16 protein-coding genes are annotated in these 17,849 nt (G+C 64.7%); 7 read left to right on the top strand and 9 right to left on the bottom strand.

Translation table 11 applies throughout. The annotated features are described in order from the left end of the window. Positions 1 to 228: 228 nt before the first annotated feature. The 6 genes from JQ591_RS04845 to sdhC all read right to left on the bottom strand — a co-directional run bounded on the left by JQ591_RS04845 (position 229) and on the right by sdhC (position 8,132). Positions 229 to 2,187, bottom strand: coding sequence for an ABC transporter ATP-binding protein/permease (locus JQ591_RS04845; RefSeq protein ID WP_211394911.1), 1,959 nt, complete (start codon positions 2,185 to 2,187; stop codon positions 229 to 231). A 53-nt stretch (positions 2,188 to 2,240) separates the two neighbouring features. Continuing rightward, entirely contained in the window at positions 2,241 to 4,466 is a 2,226-nt protein-coding gene (locus tag JQ591_RS04840; RefSeq protein WP_211394910.1) for a hybrid sensor histidine kinase/response regulator, read from the bottom strand. Between the two features lie 190 nt (positions 4,467 to 4,656). Beyond that, on the bottom strand, positions 4,657 to 5,439 hold the full coding sequence (locus tag JQ591_RS04835; RefSeq protein ID WP_211394909.1) for a succinate dehydrogenase iron-sulfur subunit: 783 nt from the start codon (positions 5,437 to 5,439) through the stop codon (positions 4,657 to 4,659). A gap of 42 nt (positions 5,440 to 5,481) precedes the next feature. Beyond that, entirely contained in the window at positions 5,482 to 7,317 is a 1,836-nt protein-coding gene (sdhA, locus tag JQ591_RS04830) for a succinate dehydrogenase flavoprotein subunit (protein WP_211394908.1), read from the bottom strand. Between the two features lie 3 nt (positions 7,318 to 7,320). Beyond that, positions 7,321 to 7,737 (bottom strand): succinate dehydrogenase, hydrophobic membrane anchor protein, encoded by a 417-nt coding sequence (gene sdhD, locus JQ591_RS04825; RefSeq protein WP_249136522.1) that lies wholly within the window; start codon positions 7,735 to 7,737, stop codon positions 7,321 to 7,323. Next, positions 7,734 to 8,132 carry a succinate dehydrogenase, cytochrome b556 subunit gene (gene sdhC / locus JQ591_RS04820; RefSeq protein ID WP_211394907.1) on the bottom strand — a complete coding sequence of 133 codons (399 nt, stop codon included), beginning with the start codon at positions 8,130 to 8,132 and terminating at the stop codon, positions 7,734 to 7,736. Before sdhC ends, sdhD begins: the two co-directional genes overlap by 4 nt. Positions 8,133 to 8,432: 300 nt before the next feature. Between sdhC and JQ591_RS04815 the strand changes: the two genes are divergently transcribed. Continuing rightward, complete coding sequence (locus tag JQ591_RS04815) at positions 8,433 to 8,582, top strand: hypothetical protein (protein ID WP_211394906.1); 150 nt, start codon at positions 8,433 to 8,435, stop codon at positions 8,580 to 8,582. Between the two features lie 70 nt (positions 8,583 to 8,652). Further along, the gene (locus JQ591_RS04810) at positions 8,653 to 9,513 is read left to right on the top strand and encodes a sulfite exporter TauE/SafE family protein (RefSeq protein ID WP_211394905.1); all 861 of its coding nucleotides are present in this window, start codon (positions 8,653 to 8,655) and stop codon (positions 9,511 to 9,513) included. A gap of 203 nt (positions 9,514 to 9,716) precedes the next feature. On the opposite strand, the gene JQ591_RS04805 is transcribed toward JQ591_RS04810, so the two are convergent. Then, positions 9,717 to 11,246 (bottom strand): malonate--CoA ligase, encoded by a 1,530-nt coding sequence (locus JQ591_RS04805; RefSeq protein ID WP_211394904.1) that lies wholly within the window; start codon positions 11,244 to 11,246, stop codon positions 9,717 to 9,719. Between the two features lie 113 nt (positions 11,247 to 11,359). Here JQ591_RS04805 and JQ591_RS04800 point away from each other — a divergent pair, with 113 nt between their 5' ends. From JQ591_RS04800 to JQ591_RS04785, 4 genes are all read left to right on the top strand, one after another. Then, the gene (locus JQ591_RS04800; protein WP_211394903.1) at positions 11,360 to 12,121 is read left to right on the top strand and encodes an SDR family oxidoreductase; all 762 of its coding nucleotides are present in this window, start codon (positions 11,360 to 11,362) and stop codon (positions 12,119 to 12,121) included. Between the two features lie 338 nt (positions 12,122 to 12,459). Continuing rightward, positions 12,460 to 13,014, top strand: coding sequence for a fasciclin domain-containing protein (locus JQ591_RS04795; protein ID WP_211394902.1), 555 nt, complete (start codon positions 12,460 to 12,462; stop codon positions 13,012 to 13,014). 185 nt (positions 13,015 to 13,199) lie between these two features. Further along, complete coding sequence (locus tag JQ591_RS04790) at positions 13,200 to 13,829, top strand: cytochrome b/b6 domain-containing protein (RefSeq protein WP_211394901.1); 630 nt, start codon at positions 13,200 to 13,202, stop codon at positions 13,827 to 13,829. A gap of 14 nt (positions 13,830 to 13,843) precedes the next feature. Next, positions 13,844 to 14,626: a molybdopterin-dependent oxidoreductase gene (locus JQ591_RS04785; protein WP_211394900.1), complete on the top strand. Its 783-nt coding sequence runs from the start codon at positions 13,844 to 13,846 to the stop codon at positions 14,624 to 14,626. A gap of 156 nt (positions 14,627 to 14,782) precedes the next feature. On the opposite strand, the gene JQ591_RS04780 is transcribed toward JQ591_RS04785, so the two are convergent. Next, positions 14,783 to 15,970, bottom strand: a complete 1,188-nt coding sequence (locus tag JQ591_RS04780; RefSeq protein WP_211394899.1) for a YbfB/YjiJ family MFS transporter — start codon at positions 15,968 to 15,970, stop codon at positions 14,783 to 14,785. Positions 15,971 to 16,142: 172 nt separating this feature from the next. On the opposite strand from JQ591_RS04780, the gene leuB reads away from it, so the two are divergent. Next, entirely contained in the window at positions 16,143 to 17,255 is a 1,113-nt protein-coding gene (gene leuB / locus JQ591_RS04775; protein ID WP_211394898.1) for a 3-isopropylmalate dehydrogenase, read from the top strand. Positions 17,256 to 17,434: 179 nt separating this feature from the next. Here the strand turns inward: leuB and JQ591_RS04770 are convergent, their stop codons facing one another. Then, positions 17,435 to 17,821, bottom strand: coding sequence for a hypothetical protein (locus JQ591_RS04770; RefSeq protein WP_211394897.1), 387 nt, complete (start codon positions 17,819 to 17,821; stop codon positions 17,435 to 17,437). Between the last annotated feature and the right edge of the window lie 28 nt (positions 17,822 to 17,849).

The following is a 17,849-nucleotide window of genomic DNA, read 5'->3' as shown; positions in this document are numbered from 1 at the left end:
GTTGCAAGCGGCGCATGCATAGCCGGTTTTGCCGGGGACTCCAACGCTCGATCCGGGCAACAATCTCCGGGTCGTCCCGGCGAAGGCCGGGACCCATATCCCCAGGGAGGAGTTTGGCGAAGACCAGCAGTTAAGTGGTTTGCCGCGATACGTGCGCCGCATTCCACAGATGCCGCACGCGGTATGGGTCCCGGCCTTCGCCGGGACGACAAGAAAAGAGACCGCCCCTCACGCCGCCTTCTTCGGCGGCGCCTTCCGCTGCCTCAGAAATCGTCCGAGCAGCTTGCGCTTGCCCTTGCGCGGGATCAGGTCGATGTCGCTGACGAGTTTTGCGCCGCCCTTGCGGCGCTCCAGCACGATCTTGCGGCTGTGGAAGGCCTCCAGCTCGACGCGGTGCGCGACGCTGACGATGGTGGCCTTCGGCAGCTCGTCGGTGACCATCTTCATCATCTTGTCCTGGCTCTTCTCGTCGAGCGCCGAGGTCGCCTCATCGAGCACGACGATATCCGGGCTGTGCAGCAGGAGCCGCGCGAAGGCGAGACGCTGCTTCTCGCCGCCGGACAGCGTCTGGTCCCACGGTCCATCTTCCTCGATCTTCTCCTTGAGATGGTCGAGACCGACCTTGTGCAAGACCTCGCCGATCTCCTCGACGGTCCAGTCGTCTTCCGCGCCGGGATAGGCGACCGCGCGGCGCAAGGAGCCGGACGGCACGTAGGGTCGCTGCGGCAGCATGAACAGCCGCCGGTCGGGATGGAAATTGACGCTGCCGCCACCCCATGGCCAGAGCCCGGCGATGGCCCGCACCAGCGTGCTCTTGCCGGTGCCGGATTCGCCGGCGACCAGCAGCCGCTCGCCCGGCTCGATCACCACCTCGGTCTCGCCGACCACGGCAGTGCCGTCGTCGAGCGTGACGGAGAGGTCGTTCAGCTCCAGCACGGCGTCGTTGCTGGTCTCGCCGCGCTTGATGCGGCCGAGGCCGTCGCCCTGCTCGGCGCGCTCGAGGCCGTCGAGCGACATCATCAGCGATGCGATGCGGCGAGCGCAGGCATTCCAGTCGGCGAGCCGCGGATAATTGTCGACCAGCCAGCCGAACGCACTCTGCACGATGGTGAAGGCAGAAGCCGCCTGCATCACCTGCCCCAGCGTCATGCTGCCGTCGAGGAATTTTGGCGCGCAGAGCAGCAGCGGCACGACCGGCGCAACGAGACTCGATCCCTGCGACACCAGCGTGGTGCGCATGTGCTGACCCGCGAGCCGCGCCCATTGCCGCAACACATTGGTAAAATTGCGGTCGATGCCGTCGCGCTCCTCTTCCTCGCCGCCGAGCAACGCGATGCTTTCGCCGTTTTCGCGCACCCGCGTCAGCGTGTATCGGAAATCGGCCTCGGCCTGGTTCTTGTCCTCGGAGACCTGCACGAAGCGGCGGCCGATCACCAGGATCGAGCCGGAGGCGATCGCGGCGTAGAGCACTGCGGCGATCACGAGGAAGCCCGGGATGGTGATCGCCGACCCGCCGAGCGTGACCGTGAGTGCGCCGCCGATGGTCCAGAGCACGACGATGAAGGTCGCGGCCGACAGCAGCGCGGAAGTCACGCCGGCGAGAAAATCCACCGGCGAATCGGTCGCGACGCGCAGATCCTCCGCGATCCGGTATTCCGGATTCTTGTGGTCACCACCGACGAGATTGAGCTGGTAATAGCGACCGTGGCCGAGCCAGCGCGTCAGCACGCTTGCCGTCAGCCAGGCCCGCCAGCGCCGCTGGATGCCCATGCGCGCAAACACTTGCGCCACGCCGAGCACGATGCTGCCGATCGCAAGCGGGAAGAACACCGCGGTGAGATGGAAGACGGTGGACGCCTCGCGCTTCTCGATCGCGTCGAAGATCGCCCGATTCCAGACATTGATGCCGTACTGGAAGCCGACGGTCAGGACGATCAGCACGCCGAGGCCGATGGAGTAGAGCCACGCCAGCCGGTCGCCATTGCGGCCCCAGAACCCGCGCGCGCTGATCCAGAAGCGGGTGAGGAGGTAGTCCTTGCGGGCTTGTTCGGCCTCTTCGGGCGACAGCTCCGGGTCGGGCTCGACCAGCTCGGGTGGCGGCGGCGCCACTTCCTCGCCGTTCTCGCCGACGATTTCGACAATGGGCGGCTTCTTGCCCGGTTCGCGCTTTCCGGCCGGCTTTTGCATGACCGGATAACGCGAGAGAAATCAAACGGTTCCCAACGGTTCCGAGTGTCGGATCATTCGGCGGCGCCGTTGCGCACCCGGCGCAGCCGTGCGACCCGGTGCAGGACGCGCGACAGCTGATCGATCGCATAGGGCTTCTGCACGAGCTCGAAATCGAGGTTGCCGTCCTGGGCCAGCGTCGCTTGGGACAGCGCCTCGCTGTAGCCGGTGGTCAGCACGACCGGCACGCCGATGCCGCGCTCGCGCACCGCCTGTGCGAGATCGAGCCCGGTCATATCAGGCATCACGACGTCCGAGAAAACGACATCGAAGCGATCGACGTCCATGACCAGCTCGGCGAGTGCATCGGTTGCATTGTCGACCAGCGTGACGCTGTAGCCGAGCTCGGTGAGGCCGTCGGCAGCGAAATTGGCGAGTTCGATATTGTCCTCGACCAGCAGCACCGACATGCCGCTGCCGGCCATTGCCGGGGCCGTGTTCGGTGCCTGCCGCTGCGGCAGCAGGTGCGGCGGCACCCGCGGCAGATAGAGCGAGAAGGTGCTGCCGTGTCCCACCTCGCTCGTGACCGTCACCTCGCCGCCGGACTGCCGGGCGAAGCCGAACACCTGCGACAGGCCGAGACCGGTGCCGTGGCCGACCTGCTTGGTGGTGAAGAACGGCTCGAAGATGCGCTCGAGCCGCGCAGCCGGAATGCCGATGCCGGTGTCGCTGACGGCAATGCCGACGAAGCCATGTTTGCCGGGCAGGTCTTGTTTGCCAGGCAGGTCTTGTTTGCCAGGAAGGTCTTGTTTGCCTGAAAGGCCGTGGTCGCCCGAGACGGGAGCCTGCGTGTCCGCAATGGTCGTCGCGGCCTCGACCTTGAAAACGATCCTGCCCTTGCCGTGCATGGCATCGCGCGCATTGGTCGCCATGTTGATCAACGCCGTCTCGAACTGGCTTGCATCGGCATTGACGAGGCAGGGCTCAGCCGGCAGCCGCATCGCGATTTCGATCGCGGGTCCGAGCAGCGTCGCGAGCATGTCGTGCAGCGACTGCATCCGCGCGCCGACGTCGAACACCTCCGGCTTCAAGGTCTGGCGCCGTGCAAAGGCGAGCAGCTGCGAGGTCAGCTTGGCCGCGCGCGCGACCGCGTCCGCGATGGCAGTGATGTAGCGCTGGCGCCGCTCCTCGCTCAGTTGCGGCCGGTTCAGCAGGTCGACGGAGGCGCGAATCACGGTCAGGAGGTTGTTGAAGTCGTGCGCGACGCCCCCGGTGAGCTGCCCGAGCGCCTCCAGGCGCTGGCTGTGCTTGAGCGCCTCCTCGGCCTCGCGCCGCGCGGCGGCCTCGGCCTGGAGATGCTGGGTACGCCGGAAGGCCAACGCCAGCAGCAGGAAGAGCAGCGCGGTGGCGGGAATGCCGAACACCAGGTGTTGGCCCATGGTGGCGAACCAGCGCGCGCGGATGGCCGAGGTCTCCAGCCCCGCGCTGACATAGATCGGGTATTCGGCGATGCGCCGGTAACCGATGCGGCGCTCGATCCCGTCCGAGGGCCACGCGACGGTGATGAGGCCATGCTCGGGGTGAGCTGCAATACTCTGGCCGACCGGCCCGCTGGCATCGAGCCTGATGTCGCGGTCCAGCCGCGGAAGATGCGCCAGCACCACGCCGTCGGTGCGACCCATCGCGAAGAAGCTGCCGCGATCGGTGCCGATCCTGGCATAGAAGCTTTCGAAATATTCCGGCAGCACGGAAGCCTGGATCACGCCGATGAACCGGCCGTCGTCGGTCTCGCGGCGGCGGCTGACCCCGAAGAAGCGGGCACCCTGATAGGGCTGGCGCGGCGTCAGCGAGGTGCCGATGAACGTGCCGATGGTCTGGTCGACATGGGTATAGAAATAGTCGCGGTCCGCAAAACTCTGCTCCGGTGGCGGCGAGGCGAGGCTGTTGACCAGCGACTTTCCATCCGCATCGAAGATCCAGGCCGATTTGAGCTGCGGCAGCGAATCGGCCAGCCGCTTCAGGCGGCGGTGCAGCGCCGGCTCGCGGGCGCGGATGACGGCGTCGGGAAGGCCGCGCACCACCTCGTTGATCTCGGCGAGGCTGCGGTCGATCGTCTCGAACACCTTGAGGGCGTGCTCATGCGCGACGTCGAGGGTGCGCTCGATCTCGCGGTCGGCGATGTCTTTTGTCGAGGTGTAGGAGATCGAGGCGGCGATCGCGAACAGCGCAATCGGGAGCGCCAGGGATGCAGCCATCATCCACTGCAACAGTCTCAGCGAATTGCGTTGCGCGCCCTGCACGGTCGCTCCGGTCCCACACCGGAGAGCTTACTTGAATTTCGCGCCGGGAAGGAAGCGGCTTGTGGCGGGAACCGGAGGTTGCAATCTGCCGGCTCGCCCGCGCAGGGGGCGGAGGCAAAATCTACTCGAACACGCGCCCACCGTAGAATGCCCCGGCCGTTCCGGCCGGGGATTGCAGCATGAACGACGCCTAGATCTGGCGCTCGACCATCTTGAGCTTGAGCTCGGCGATGGCTTCCGCCGGGTTGAGGCCCTTCGGGCAGGCCTTTGCGCAGTTCATGATGGTGTGGCAGCGGTAGAGCCGGAACGGATCCTCGAGATCGTCGAGCCGCTCGCCGGTCGCTTCATCCCGCGAATCCGACACCCAGCGATTGGCCTGGAGCAGCGCGGCGGGACCGAGATAGCGCTCGCTGTTCCACCAATAGCTCGGGCACGAGGTCGAGCAGCAGGCGCAGAGGATGCACTCGTAGAGGCCGTCGAGCTTCTCGCGGTCCTCGTGGCTCTGCTTCCATTCCTTCTGCGGCGTCGGCGAGGTCGTCTTCAGCCACGGCTCGACCGAAGCGTACTGCGCATAGAAATTCGTGAGGTCGGGAACGAGGTCCTTCACGACAGGCTGGTGCGGCAGCGGATTGATCTTCACCGCGCCGTCCTTCACGTCGTGCATCGAGCGGGTGCAGGCCAGCGTGTTCTGGCCGTCAATGTTCATCGCGCAGGAGCCGCAGACGCCTTCGCGGCAGGAGCGGCGGAAGGTCAGCGACGGATCGATGTGGTTCTTGATCCAGATCAGGCCGTCCAGCACCATCGGACCGCAATCCTGGGTATCGACGTAATAGGTGTCGACGCTCGGATTCTTGCCGTCGTCCGGGTTCCAGCGATAGACGCGGAATTCGCGGACGTCGGTCGCGCCCGCGGGCTTCGGCCAGGTCTTGCCGCCGGTGATCTTGGAGTTCTTCGGAAGTGCGAATTCAACCATTTCGATAAAGCTTTCGCTGTTCGCTCAGTACACGTGCGCCGTTTAGTAAACGCGAGCTTTCGGCGGGATGTACTGCACGTCGTTGGTCATGGTGTAGTCGTGAACCGGGCGGTACTCGATCTTGACCTTGCCGGAATCTTCCAGCCAGGCCAGCGTGTGCTTCATCCAGTTCTTGTCGTCGCGCTCGGAGAAGTCCTCGCGGGCATGCGCGCCGCGGCTCTCGGTGCGGTTGGCGGCCGAGTTCATCGTCACCACCGCCTGCGAGATCAGATTGTCGAATTCGAGCGTCTCGATCAGGTCGGAATTCCACACCAGCGAGCGGTCGGACACGGCGATGTCGGTGATGCCGCTGTGGACCTTCTCGATCAAATTCTGGCCTTCGCTCAGGATATCGCCAGTGCGGAACACCGCGCAATTGTTCTGCATCACGTGCTGCATGCCTTCGCGCAGCTTCGCGGTCGGCGTGCCGCCGGAGGCGTAGCGGTAGTGGTCGAGCCGGCCGAGCGCCAGATCGGACGAATTCGCCGGCAACTCCGGCTGGCTGGCGTTCGGCGTGAGCTTTTCAGCCAGGCGCAGCGCCGCGGCGCGGCCGAACACCACGAGGTCGATCAGCGAGTTGGAGCCGAGGCGGTTGGCACCGTGCACGGACACGCAGGCGGCTTCGCCGATCGCCATCAGGCCGGGGATGATGGCGTTGTCGTCGCCGTCCTTCTTGGTCAGCACTTCGCCGTGATAGTTCGTCGGGATGCCGCCCATGTTGTAGTGCACTGTCGGCACGATCGGGATCGGCTCGCGCGTCACGTCGACATTGGCGAAGATCTTTGCGGATTCCGAGATGCCCGGCAGGCGCTCGGCCAGCACCGCGGGGTCGAGATGGTCGAGATGAAGGAAGATGTGGTCCTTCTTCTTGCCGACACCGCGGCCTTCGCGAATCTCGATGGTCATCGCGCGCGAGACGACGTCACGCGAGGCCAAATCCTTCGCGGAGGGCGCATAGCGCTCCATGAAGCGTTCGCCCTCGGAGTTGACGAGATAGCCGCCTTCGCCGCGCGCGCCTTCGGTGACGAGACAGCCCGAGCCGTAGATGCCGGTCGGGTGGAACTGCACGAACTCCATGTCCTGCATCGGCAGGCCGGCGCGCAGCACCATGCCGCCGCCATCGCCCGTGCAGGTGTGTGCCGAGGTGCAGGACGCATAGGCGCGGCCGTAGCCGCCGGTCGCCAGAATCACGGACTGGGCGCGGAAGCGGTGCAGCGTGCCGTCGTCGAGCTTGAGCGCGATGACGCCGCGGCAGGTGCCCTGGTCGTCCATGATCAGGTCGATGGCAAAGAACTCGATGAAGAACTCGGCCGCGTGGCGCAGCGACTGGCCGTACATCGTGTGCAGCATGGCGTGGCCGGTGCGGTCGGCGGCGGCGCAGGTGCGCTGCGCCTGGCCCTTGCCGTAGTCCAGCGTCATGCCGCCGAACGGGCGCTGGTAGATCTTGCCGTCTTCGGTGCGCGAGAACGGCACGCCCCAATGCTCGAGCTCGTAGACCGCCTCGGGCGCGTTGCGCACCATGTATTCGATCGCGTCCTGGTCGCCCAGCCAGTCCGACCCCTTCACGGTGTCGTACATGTGCCAGCGCCAGTCGTCCTTGTGCATGTTGCCGAGCGAAGCCGAGATGCCGCCCTGCGCAGCGACCGTATGCGAGCGGGTCGGAAACACTTTTGTGATGCAGGCGGTGCGGAGGCCGGCTTCGCTGCAGCCGACCACGGCGCGCAGCCCCGCGCCGCCGGCGCCGACCACGACGACGTCATAGGTGTGGTCTTCGATCGGATAGGCTTTGCCGTTGGTGGCGGGAGCGCCGTTGGCCTTGCCATTCGTATCATTGGCCATGGCTTAGACTCCGGAGGAAAGTTTCAGGATCGCGTAGGTCGAGGCGAGCGCCACGGCGATCGAGAAGAAGTTGTTGAGCATGATCGAGATGAGCTTCAGCTTCTCGTTATGGATGTAGTCCTCGATCACGACCTGCATGCCGATCTTCATGTGCCAAGCGCTGGCGAAGATGAAGAGCAGCAGGATCACCGCGATCGGCAGCGAGCCGAGGATCTGTGCGGCGCCGGCCTGGTTGCGGCCGAGCAGCATCATCACGATCACGATCACGGGAATCATCAGCAGCGTCATGGCGACGCCGGTGATGCGCTGGCGCCAGAAATCGGACGTGCCCGAATGCGCCGCGCCGAGATTGCGGACGCGGCCGAGCGGGGTGCGCATGGAGGAGCGCTTCGGAGAGCCGTGGGATTCGTCGAAACTCATCGTCCGCCTCCGATCGCGTAGGCGATGATCCAGACGAGGACTGTGAGCACGATGCCGCCGATCAACGCGCCCCAGGTCAACGCTTCGCGCTCGTTGGCCTTGAAGCCGTAGCCGAGGTCCCAGACGAAGTGCCGGATGCCGCTGAGCATGTGGTGCATCAGCGCCCAGGTGTAGCCGAACACGATCAGCCGGCCGATGATGCTGCCGGTGAAGGCCTGGACGTGGCCATAGGCGGTGGGGCCGGAGGCCGCCGCTATCAGCCACCAGGCCAGCAGCAGCGTTCCGGCGTAAAGCGCGATGCCGGTGGCGCGATGGACGATGGAGAGCGCCATCGTCAGGGTCCAGCGGTAGACTTGCATGTGGGGCGAGAGCGGTCGTTCGATCCGTGCGGTCATGGGCTTCAATTGCTTTATTGCGGCCCAGCATGGGGCGCGCGGGGATCGCGAAAGGTCGGCTCTATTTACGGAGTCGATTTCACCTGCGCAATCACCAAATCGACATAAATCGAACCTGGGTTCAGCTCTAGGCCCTTGATGTAACAAGGCCAATCGGCGGCTTGGTATACCAGGACGATGGCGCACCGACTAAAGAAAGAACCAAAATTCATCTCTTCTTGAGGAGCTGGGGCGCATTGAAATTACTATTGGAACGGCTCTAAGCCGCCGCAGGCCGGCGAGGTTCGAACCAGTCAGTTCATGACGTTCGAACCGGCAGGGCTGATCGGCGAGCAATTTTCAATTTCCGCCAAGCGCACCGATTTTTCGCGAGACGGGCGGATATGCGCAGCCCGCATCCCACCCCAGACCGGCGATGCGGCGGTCGACCCAACAAATCAGATCGCCTAGAGCATTGCGGGCAGCCGTTTCAGAGCGATGCATCGGAGAAGTTGCGACCGATCGCCGGGGTAGGTCAGGGGTGATTGCAGGACTTGATATCAAGGAGATCGTCGAGCTCGCGCTGCTGCTGATCGCAACCGGCGCGCTCTCCGGATTTTTGGCCGGCGTGTTCGGCATCGGCGGCGGCGCGATTCTGGTGCCGGTGTTCTACGAGTGCTTCCGCATTGCCGGTGTGCCGCTCGAGGTGCGCATGCCGCTCTGCGTCGGCACTTCGCTCGCCGTCATCATTCCGACCTCGATCCGTTCGTTCCAGGCGCACTACAAGCGCGGCGCCGTCGATTTGTCGATCCTGCGCGCCTGGTGGCTGCCGATCCTGATTGGCGTCGTCTCGGGGAGCGTCGTCGCGCGCTACGCGCCGGAGCGGCTGTTCAAGATCGTGTTCGTCGCCGTCGCCTGGTCGGCCGCGGTACGGCTGATCTTCGCGCGCGAAAGCTGGAAGCTCGGAGATGATTTGCCGAAGGGTCCGCTGATGCGAATCTACGGCTTCTGCGTCGGCATCTTGTCGACGCTGATGGGCATCGGCGGCGGATTGTTCTCGAACCTGCTGATGACCTTCTACGGCCGGCCGATTCATCAGGCCGTGGCGACGTCATCGGCACTCGCGGTGCTGATCTCGATCCCCGGCGCGCTCGGCTACATCTATGCCGGCTGGCCCGCGGCAGCGAACTATCCCGGCGTCGCAGCCCTGCAAATTCCGTTCGCGCTCGGCTACGTCTCGCTGATCGGCGCCGTGCTGGTGATGCCGATGAGCCTCGTCACCGCGCCGCTCGGCGTACGAGCCGCGCACGCGATGTCGAAGCGAACGCTGGAGATGGCGTTCGGGTGCTATCTCTTCATCGTTGGCAGCCGGTTTGTGATGAGCCTCGTCGGCGGGCAGTAAGGGGTTCGTCGCAGGCTCTCTCCTCAACGTCGTCCTGGACAAGCTCGGGAAGCGAGCGCCGATCCAGGACCCATTACCCCAGGAAGGAGTTGCGGCGCGCAGCTGGCGACCGCGAGTCTTCGCCAAATTTCTCCCTGGGGTAATGGGTCCTGGCTTTCGCCAGGACGACAGCGAGAGCGCGGCCTCGCCTTGCCGTTGCGCCCCTACTTCTTCGCGTAAAGGTCCTTGTACGTATCCCGCAGCACGTTCTTCTGCACCTTGCCCATGGTGTTGCGCGGCAGCTCGTCGACGACGAAGACGCGTTTGGGCATCTTGAACTTTGCCAGCCGGCCGTCGAGCGCCTTCAGCACCGCGGCCTCGGTCACATCGGCGCCCTTGTTGCAGACCAGCACCGCCGTGACGCCCTCGCCGAAATCGGCGTGCGGCACGCCGATCACGGCGGATTCGATCACGCCGGGCATGGCGTCGATCTCGCTCTCGATTTCCTTCGGGTAGACGTTGAAGCCACCGGAGATGACGAGATCCTTGCCGCGGCCGAGAATGTGGACGTAACCCTTGGCGTCGATCTTGCCGAGGTCGCCGGTGATGAAGAAGCCGTCGTCGCGGAATTCCGCCTTGGTCTTCTCCGCCATGCGCCAATAGCCCTTGAACACGTTGGGGCCCTTGACCTCGATCATGCCGATCTCGTCGCGCGGCAGTTCCTTGGCCGTCTCGGGATCTGTGACGCGCACGGAGACGCCGGGCAGCGGAAAGCCGACTGCGCCGGGCACGCGCTCGCCGTCATAGGGGTTCGACGTGTTCATATTGGTCTCGGTCATGCCGTAGCGCTCGAGCACGGCATGCCCGGTGCGCGCCGACCATTCGCGATGGGTTTCGGCGAGCAGTGGCGCGGAGCCCGAGATGAACAGCCGCATGTGTTTTGTGGTTTCGCGCGACAGCGCAGCATTCTGGAGCAGACGGGTATAGAACGTCGGCACGCCCATCAGAACCGTGGCACGCGCCATCAGCTTGATGATCAGATCCGGGTCGAGCTTCGGCAAAAAGATCATCGACGCCCGCGAAAACAGCGTCACGTTGGTCGCCACGAACAGGCCGTGGGTGTGGTAGATCGGCAGCGCGTGGATCAGCACGTCCTTGTCGGTGAAGCGCCAGAAGCCGACGAGCGAGAGCGAGTTCGACGCCAGATTGTCATGGGTCAACATCGCGCCCTTGGAGCGGCCGGTGGTGCCTGACGTATAGAGGATCGCGGCGAGATCGTCGTTTGCGCGCGACACGGTGGTGAATTCGCTGCTGGCCTTGTCGGCAGCGTCCGTCAGCGAGCCCTTGCCGTCAGGCCCGAGCGTCTCGATTTTCGCCTTCACCTTGGCGGCGATGGGGCCGAGGCCCTCCGCCTTGGAGGGGTCGCAGACCACCAGCGAGGGCTCGGCATCGCCGATGAAATAGTCGAGTTCGTTCAGCGTATAGGCGGTGTTGAGCGGCAGGTAGACCGCGCCGGCCCGCACCGTAGCCAGGTACAGCACGATGTTGGCCACGGATTTCTCGACCTGCACCGCAACGCGGTCGCCCGGCTTCACGCCGCGCGCGACCAGCAAATTGGCCATCTGCCCGGCCCGTGCGATCAAATCGCCATAGCTGATGCGCCCTCCGTCATGCGTCTCGATCGCGAGGCGCTTCGGATCGTCCAGGCCGTCGAACAGGCGGGAAAACAGATTGGCGTTGGCAGCTTGGTTCATGCAAGATTTCCTCGACCGCAAGGCTTGACCACAAGGCTCGTCAGACAAGGCCGGTCAAAACCGAGGGCTGGATTAGCAAAAACCGCCCCGATGAAGCAACGGAGACAGTTTGCATGACCAAAAACGGGAAACGCGTGGCCTGGGTCACGGGCGGCGGCAGCGGGATCGGGGAGGCCGGTGCCGAGGCGCTCGCGGCCGACGGCTGGACGGTGGTGATCTCGGGCCGGCGCAAGGACGCCCTGGATACCGTGGTCGCGAAGATCACCAAGGCGGGCGGGGCGGCCGAGGCGATTGCGCTGGACGTGTCGGTCGCCGCCGAAGCCCAGAGGGCGGCCGATCAAATCGTCGCGAAGCACGGCCGGATCGACCTGCTGGTGAACAATGCCGGCATCAATGTCCCCAAGCGCAGCTGGAAGGACATGGAACTGGAGGGCTGGGACAGACTGGTTCAGGTCAATCTCAACGGCGTGCTCTATTGCATGCACGCGGTGCTGCCGACGATGCGCAAGCAGCAGGACGGCTCCATCATCAACGTCTCGTCCTGGGCCGGCCGCCACGTCTCGAAAATGCCGGGCCCGGCCTACACCACGACCAAGCACGCGGTGCTGGCGCTGACCCATTCCTTCAACATGGACGAATGCGTCAACGGCCTGCGCGCCTGCTGCCTGATGCCGGGCGAGGTGGCGACCCCGATCCTGAAACTCCGCCCGGTGGTGCCGAGCGAGGAGGAGCAGGCCAGGATGCTGCAATCCGAAGATCTGGGCCGCACCATTGCGTTCATCGCGAGCATGCCGGCGCGGGTCTGCATCAACGAACTCTTGATCAGCCCGACGCATAACCGCGGGTTCATTCAAACGCCGCATAACAGGGATTAGGACGTCACTCGTCGTCCCGGCGAAGGCCGGGACCCATAACCACAGGACGTAGTTTGGCGAAGACACGTGGTTACCTGTCTCGCGCTACAACTGCTGATCGGGAGTATGGGTCCCGGCCTTCGCCGGGACGACAATTGAGTTTGTAGCGCTCACACACGGATGCGCCGCCCTATAGTTTCACGCATCACGATAAATTATTTCCCGAAACCCTATCGCAAACCCTCCCGTAGTTCGAGCCAACGACGGCGCTGCTGCTTCACGCTCACAGGTCGCAGCCACTGTTGTTGCCATCTCAAACGCCGGCAATCGCCGGTCACAATCCAATCGGGAGACTCTCCATGTCGAAGCGTATTGCCTATCTCGCGGCCGCCGCGTTCAGCGCCCTCGCCATCACCGCGACCGTCGTCGCGCCCGTCCGCGCCGAGGAGAAGACCGTCATGGTCGGCGGCGCCGCGATGTTCCCGTCCAAGAACATCGTCCAGAACGCCGTCAACTCGAAGGACCACACCACGCTGGTGGCGGCGGTGAAGGCGGCCGGCCTGGTGCCGACGCTGGAAGGCAAGGGCCCGTTCACGGTGTTCGCACCGACCAACGCCGCCTTCGGCAAGCTGCCGGCCGGCACCGTCGACACCCTGGTCAAGCCCGAGAACAAGGCGACGCTGACCAAGATCCTCACCTACCATGTCGTGCCCGGCAAGCTCGAGGCTTCCGACCTCACCGACGGCAAGAAGATGAAGACCGCCGAAGGCGAGGAGCTGACGGTGAAGAAGATGGACGGCAAGGTCTGGATCGTCGATGCCAAGGGCGGCACCTCGATGGTGACGATCTCCAACGTCAACCAGTCGAACGGCGTGATCCATGTGGTCGATACCGTGCTGATGCCGGCGACCTAACACCGCGCGATCCTGTTTCATCCCCCGATCAGGGTGCGACGAAAACGGCGAGCCGGGGGGTACCCGGCTCGCTTTTTTGTGACCACGATAGCCCGCCGGTATCGATTCGATGCCGGACTGGGCGTAACGAAAGCGGAAGCATCGGCGTATAATTGCTGTCAGACGATGTTCAGGACGGAACCATCATGTCGAGCCTCACTGTCACCGACGAGCAGGTCAGCGCCACCCCGGCCAAAGTGATCCAGCCGGCCTGGGTCCGGGTCATGCACTGGATCAACGCCCTCGCCATGGTCCTGATGATCCTGTCGGGCTGGCAGATCTACAACGCTTCGCCGCTGTTCGGCTTCAGCTTTCCGCGCGACTACACGCTCGGCGGCTGGCTCGGCGGCGGCCTGCTCTGGCACTTTGCGGCGATGTGGCTCTTGATGATCAACGGCCTCGCCTATCTCGTCACCGGTCTTGCCACCGGCCGCTTCCGGAAGAAACTGCTGCCGATCACCCCGTCCGGCGTGCTCCACGATGTCAGGGCTGCCCTGACCTTCAAGCTCGGCCATGCCGATCTCACCGTCTACAATTACGTCCAGCGCCTGCTCTATGCCGGCATCATCGTGGTCGGCGTGCTGATCGTGCTGTCGGGCCTGGGGATGTGGAAGCCGGTGCAACTGCATTGGCTGGTCATGCTGTTCGGCGATTATCCGACCGCGCGCTACATCCATTTCTTCTGCATGGCTGCGATCTGCGCGTTCCTCGTCATTCACGTTTTACTCGCGCTGCTGGTGCCGAAGAGCCTGCGTGCGATGATCATCGGTCGTTGAGCGGAGCAAGAACCATGGCCAAGCGCTCATTCCTGATCCCCGGCGTCGACAAGCGGCTGCTGATCAAGGACTCCATCAAGACGATGCCTGATGTCAGCCGCCGCCGCTTCATCGCGGGCGGCGCCAGCCTCGGCGCGCTGACGCTGCTCACCGGCTGCGACGTGATCGATTCGTCCTCCGCCGAGGAGATGCTGAAGTCCGTCTCGAAGTTCAACGACGCGGTGCAAGCCTTCATCTTCAATCCCGATGCGCTGGCGCCGACTTTTCCGGAGAGCGCGATCACAAAACCGTTTCCGTTCAATGCCTATTACGATCTCGACGACGCGCCCGAGGTCGATGGCAACGACTGGAAGCTCGAAGTTCGCGGCCTCGTCGACAACAAGAAGTCGTGGACGCTTCCGGAATTGTACAAGCTCCCGCAAGTCACGCAGATCACCCGTCACATCTGCGTCGAGGGCTGGAGCGCGATCGGCAGCTGGACCGGCACGCCGATGCGCGACTTCCTCAAGCTGATCGGCGCCGACACGCGCGCCAAATACGTCTGGTTCCAGTGCGCCGACAAGGACGGCTACAATTCTCCGCTCGACATGCGCACCGCGCTGCATCCGCAGACCCAGATGACGTTCAAGTACGCCAATGAAATCCTGCCGCGCGCCTATGGCTTCCCGATGAAGATCCGCGTGCCGACCAAGCTCGGCTTCAAGAACCCGAAATATGTGGTCTCGATGGAAGTCACCAACGACTACAAGGGCGGCTATTGGGAAGACCAGGGGTACAATTCGTTCAGCGGGAGTTAGCTCCGCGGATCTGGCCTACCGTCGTCCTGGACAAGCGAAGCGCAGATCCAGGACCCATTACCCCAGGGTTCAGTTTGACGAAGACTAGCAACTACGAGCCTTCGCCAAACTCCTCTGTGGGGTAATGGGTCCTGGCTTTCGCCAGGACGACATGGATCAGGCCGGCCCCACCTTGCGCTGGCACAGCGCCGCGACCGCCCCCAGCGCCAGCAGCGCCGCCGACACGTTCAGCGCGTAACTCAAGCTCCCCAGCGCGTCCGTGATCGCGCCGACCACGATCGGGCCGAGTGTCTGGCCGACGCCGAACGAGATCGTCATCGCCGCGATCGCGGTCGGCCACACCTCGGGCGGATAGTTGAAGCGGACGAAGGCGGTGGTCGAGCCGACCACCGCGAAGAAGGCGACGCCGAACACCACCGCCGAGACCGCGAGCCATGCCGGCGAATGCCCGAGCATCGGCAGGGCGGCGCCGAGCGCGTTGGTGCCGAGGATGATGGCGGTCGCCAGTCCGCCGCGATCGAGCGCGAGCACGCCGCGCCAGGCCCACGGCGTGACGAAAGCGCTCAGCCCAATCAGGCTCCAGAACGCAGCCTGTGCCGCGGCCCCGCCGCCGCCGTCGCGCACATAGGCGATCATGAAGGTCATGTAGGCGATGTAGCCCGCGCCGAACAGGAAGTAGCCGGCGAGATAGATCAGCACGGGAAGAATCGCGAAGGCGCCGTGGCTGCCTTGCGAGAAACGCACTCCGCTCTCGATGCGGACCAGGAACAGCGGCACGGTCATGGCGACGGACAGCAGTGTCATCGCCCACCACACCAGCCACCACGAGCCCGGCCCGAAATATTGCAACGTGAACGGGGCGATCAGTCCCGAGGCGAGAATGCCGATACCGGGTCCGGCATAGAACAAGCTCAGCAGGAAATTGGCCCGCTCCGGGCGCGACTGCGCGATTGAAGCGGCCAGCGCACCGCCGGCGACGAAGCCGGCCGCGGCGCCAACGCCCAGCACGAGACGCGCCAGGCTCAGCGCAACGAAATTTCCGGTCAGCGCGCAAGTCGCGAGCGCGGCGACGCAGGCCAGGGTTCCGCCGCGGATCGCCGCCGACCAGCCGACGCGCTGGATCAGCCGGGACGCCACAAGCGCGCCCACGAGGTAGCCGACGGCGTTGATGGTGTTCATGAAACCGGCCGCCGAGTAGGACCAGCCGAGGTCCTCCCGCATGTCGGGCAGCACCAGGGCATAGGCAAAGCGGCCGATGCCGAGCCCGACCGTCGCGGCCAGCGACAGGGTCAGGATCAGCCGCGCGGGGTGGGCGTCGGGCGGGGGGCGGTCAGGCGCGTGCAAGGGGGTACTCCGGCATGCGCAGTGTGGCAGGCCCCGTCCGCCTTGCACAGCCGCGAGGCGGCAATGGTGTCTTGCCAAGCGCGCAACGCCGCTCTAGCACTCCGGCCGAAATTCACGAGCGTCGTCATGCCCGTCCTAGTGCCGGGCCATGACGAAACGGAGGAAGAACGTCATGGCGACCCACAAACTGCTGCTGCTCCCCGGCGACGGTATCGGCCCCGAAGTGATGGGCGAGGTGAAGCGGCTGCTCGACTGGCTCAATTCGGCGGGGATCGCCAAGTTCGAGACCGACACCGGCCTCGTCGGCGGTTCGGCCTATGACGCGCACAAGGTGTCGATCTCGGAAGGCGACATGGCCAAGGCCAAGGACGCCGACGCGATTATCTTCGGCGCGGTCGGCGGCCCGAAATGGGACGCGGTGCCCTACGAGGTGCGCCCCGAAGCCGGCCTGCTGCGCCTGCGCAAGGATCTCGGTCTGTTCGCGAACCTCCGTCCCGCCGTGTGCTACCCGGCGCTGGCGGATGCCTCGAGCCTCAAGCGCGAGGCGGTCGAGGGCCTCGACATCATGATCGTGCGCGAGCTCACCGGCGGCGTCTATTTCGGCGAGCCCAAGACCATCACCGATCTCGGCAACGGCCAGAAGCGCGCCATCGATACCCAGGTCTACGATACCTATGAGATCGAGCGCATCGGCCGCGTCGCCTTCGAGCTTGCCAGGAAGCGCAAGAACAAGGTGACGTCGATGGAGAAGCGCAACGTCATGAAGTCGGGCGTGCTCTGGAACGAGGTCATGACCCAGGTTCACAAGCGCGAATATCCGGATGTCACGCTCGAGCATCAGCTCGCCGATTCCGGCGGCATGATGCTGGTGAAGGCGCCGAAGCAGTTCGACGTCATCGTCACCGACAATCTGTTCGGCGACATGCTGTCCGACATCGCGGCGATGCTGACGGGATCGCTCGGCATGCTGCCCTCGGCCTCCCTCGGCGAGGTCGACGTCAAGAGCAAGAAGCGCAAGGCGCTGTACGAGCCCGTGCACGGCTCGGCGCCCGATATCGCAGGCCAGGGTCTCGCCAATCCGATCGCGATGATCTCGTCCTTCGGCATGGCGCTGCGCTACTCCTTCGACATGGGCGCGCTCGCCGACAAGGTCGACGCCGCGATCGCCGCGGTGCTGGCCAGCGGCCTGCGCACCGCCGACATCAAGTCGGAAGGCACCACGTCCGCCTCGACCACGCAGATGGGCGAAGCGATCCTGAAGGAATTGCAGAAGCTGCACGCGTAACATGCGTGCCGTCATTCCGGGATGGTGCGTAGCACCAGACCACAGGTGCGCAATTGCGCACCGGGGAATCTCGAGATTCCGGGTTCGGCTCTTCGAGCCGCCCCGGAATGACGGTGTGGCACTAAACAAAAAAGGCCGGGCGTGAGCCCGGCCTTTTTCGATTCGAATTGTGGTCCGCCTCAGTACAGCGGGAAATTCTGCGGATAGCCGCCAACGTCCTGCGGCGGGCTCAGCGGCTGGCGATCGATCGGACGGTTGAGGTTTTCGCGCGCGAAGGACGGATAGCCCACGGCTGGCGGGAAGGCGTAGTCGGAGAACTTGCGGTCGCCCGGATTGACCTCGGTGCCGCCGTCGAGCCAGGAGCGCTTGCTCACATAGATGCGGGTGCGGCCCTGCTGATAGGTCGCGTTGGGGCCGCTCGGGCCGTAATAGGGACGGCCGTTGTCATAGCGCTGCTTCTTGGTGTCGGCCGCGGCGGGTGTCGCGACGGCTGAGGACATGGCAATCACGGCGCCGGCCGCAAGCCACATCGCCAGTTTGTTCGCGGCAGAGAAATTCGAGCTCATCACGTCCCCTTCAGGCGGCAAGCCGCCA

It is taken from the genome of Bradyrhizobium canariense (assembly GCF_018130465.1).
GTDB lineage: Bacteria > Pseudomonadota > Alphaproteobacteria > Rhizobiales > Xanthobacteraceae > Bradyrhizobium > Bradyrhizobium canariense_C.
This window is presented reverse-complemented; position numbering and strand designations above follow the sequence as displayed.

Excerpts from the sequence above, each read along its gene's own strand:
- JQ591_RS04815 (WP_211394906.1), top strand. The coding sequence starts at position 8,433 with ATGACGTTCGAACCGGCAGGGCTGATCGGCGAGCAATTTTCAATTTCC.
- JQ591_RS04790 (WP_211394901.1), top strand. The coding sequence starts at position 13,200 with ATGTCGAGCCTCACTGTCACCGACGAGCAGGTCAGCGCCACCCCGGCC.
- JQ591_RS04800 (WP_211394903.1), top strand. The coding sequence starts at position 11,360 with ATGACCAAAAACGGGAAACGCGTGGCCTGGGTCACGGGCGGCGGCAGC.
- sdhA (WP_211394908.1), bottom strand. The coding sequence starts at position 7,317 with ATGGCCAATGATACGAATGGCAAGGCCAACGGCGCTCCCGCCACCAAC.
- JQ591_RS04770 (WP_211394897.1), bottom strand. The coding sequence starts at position 17,821 with ATGAGCTCGAATTTCTCTGCCGCGAACAAACTGGCGATGTGGCTTGCG.
- JQ591_RS04785 (WP_211394900.1), top strand. The coding sequence starts at position 13,844 with ATGGCCAAGCGCTCATTCCTGATCCCCGGCGTCGACAAGCGGCTGCTG.
- sdhD (WP_249136522.1), bottom strand. The coding sequence starts at position 7,737 with ATGAGTTTCGACGAATCCCACGGCTCTCCGAAGCGCTCCTCCATGCGC.
- JQ591_RS04845 (WP_211394911.1), bottom strand. The coding sequence starts at position 2,187 with ATGCAAAAGCCGGCCGGAAAGCGCGAACCGGGCAAGAAGCCGCCCATT.
- JQ591_RS04795 (WP_211394902.1), top strand. The coding sequence starts at position 12,460 with ATGTCGAAGCGTATTGCCTATCTCGCGGCCGCCGCGTTCAGCGCCCTC.
- sdhC (WP_211394907.1), bottom strand. The coding sequence starts at position 8,132 with ATGACCGCACGGATCGAACGACCGCTCTCGCCCCACATGCAAGTCTAC.
- JQ591_RS04835 (WP_211394909.1), bottom strand. The coding sequence starts at position 5,439 with ATGGTTGAATTCGCACTTCCGAAGAACTCCAAGATCACCGGCGGCAAG.
- leuB (WP_211394898.1), top strand. The coding sequence starts at position 16,143 with ATGGCGACCCACAAACTGCTGCTGCTCCCCGGCGACGGTATCGGCCCC.
- JQ591_RS04805 (WP_211394904.1), bottom strand. The coding sequence starts at position 11,246 with ATGAACCAAGCTGCCAACGCCAATCTGTTTTCCCGCCTGTTCGACGGC.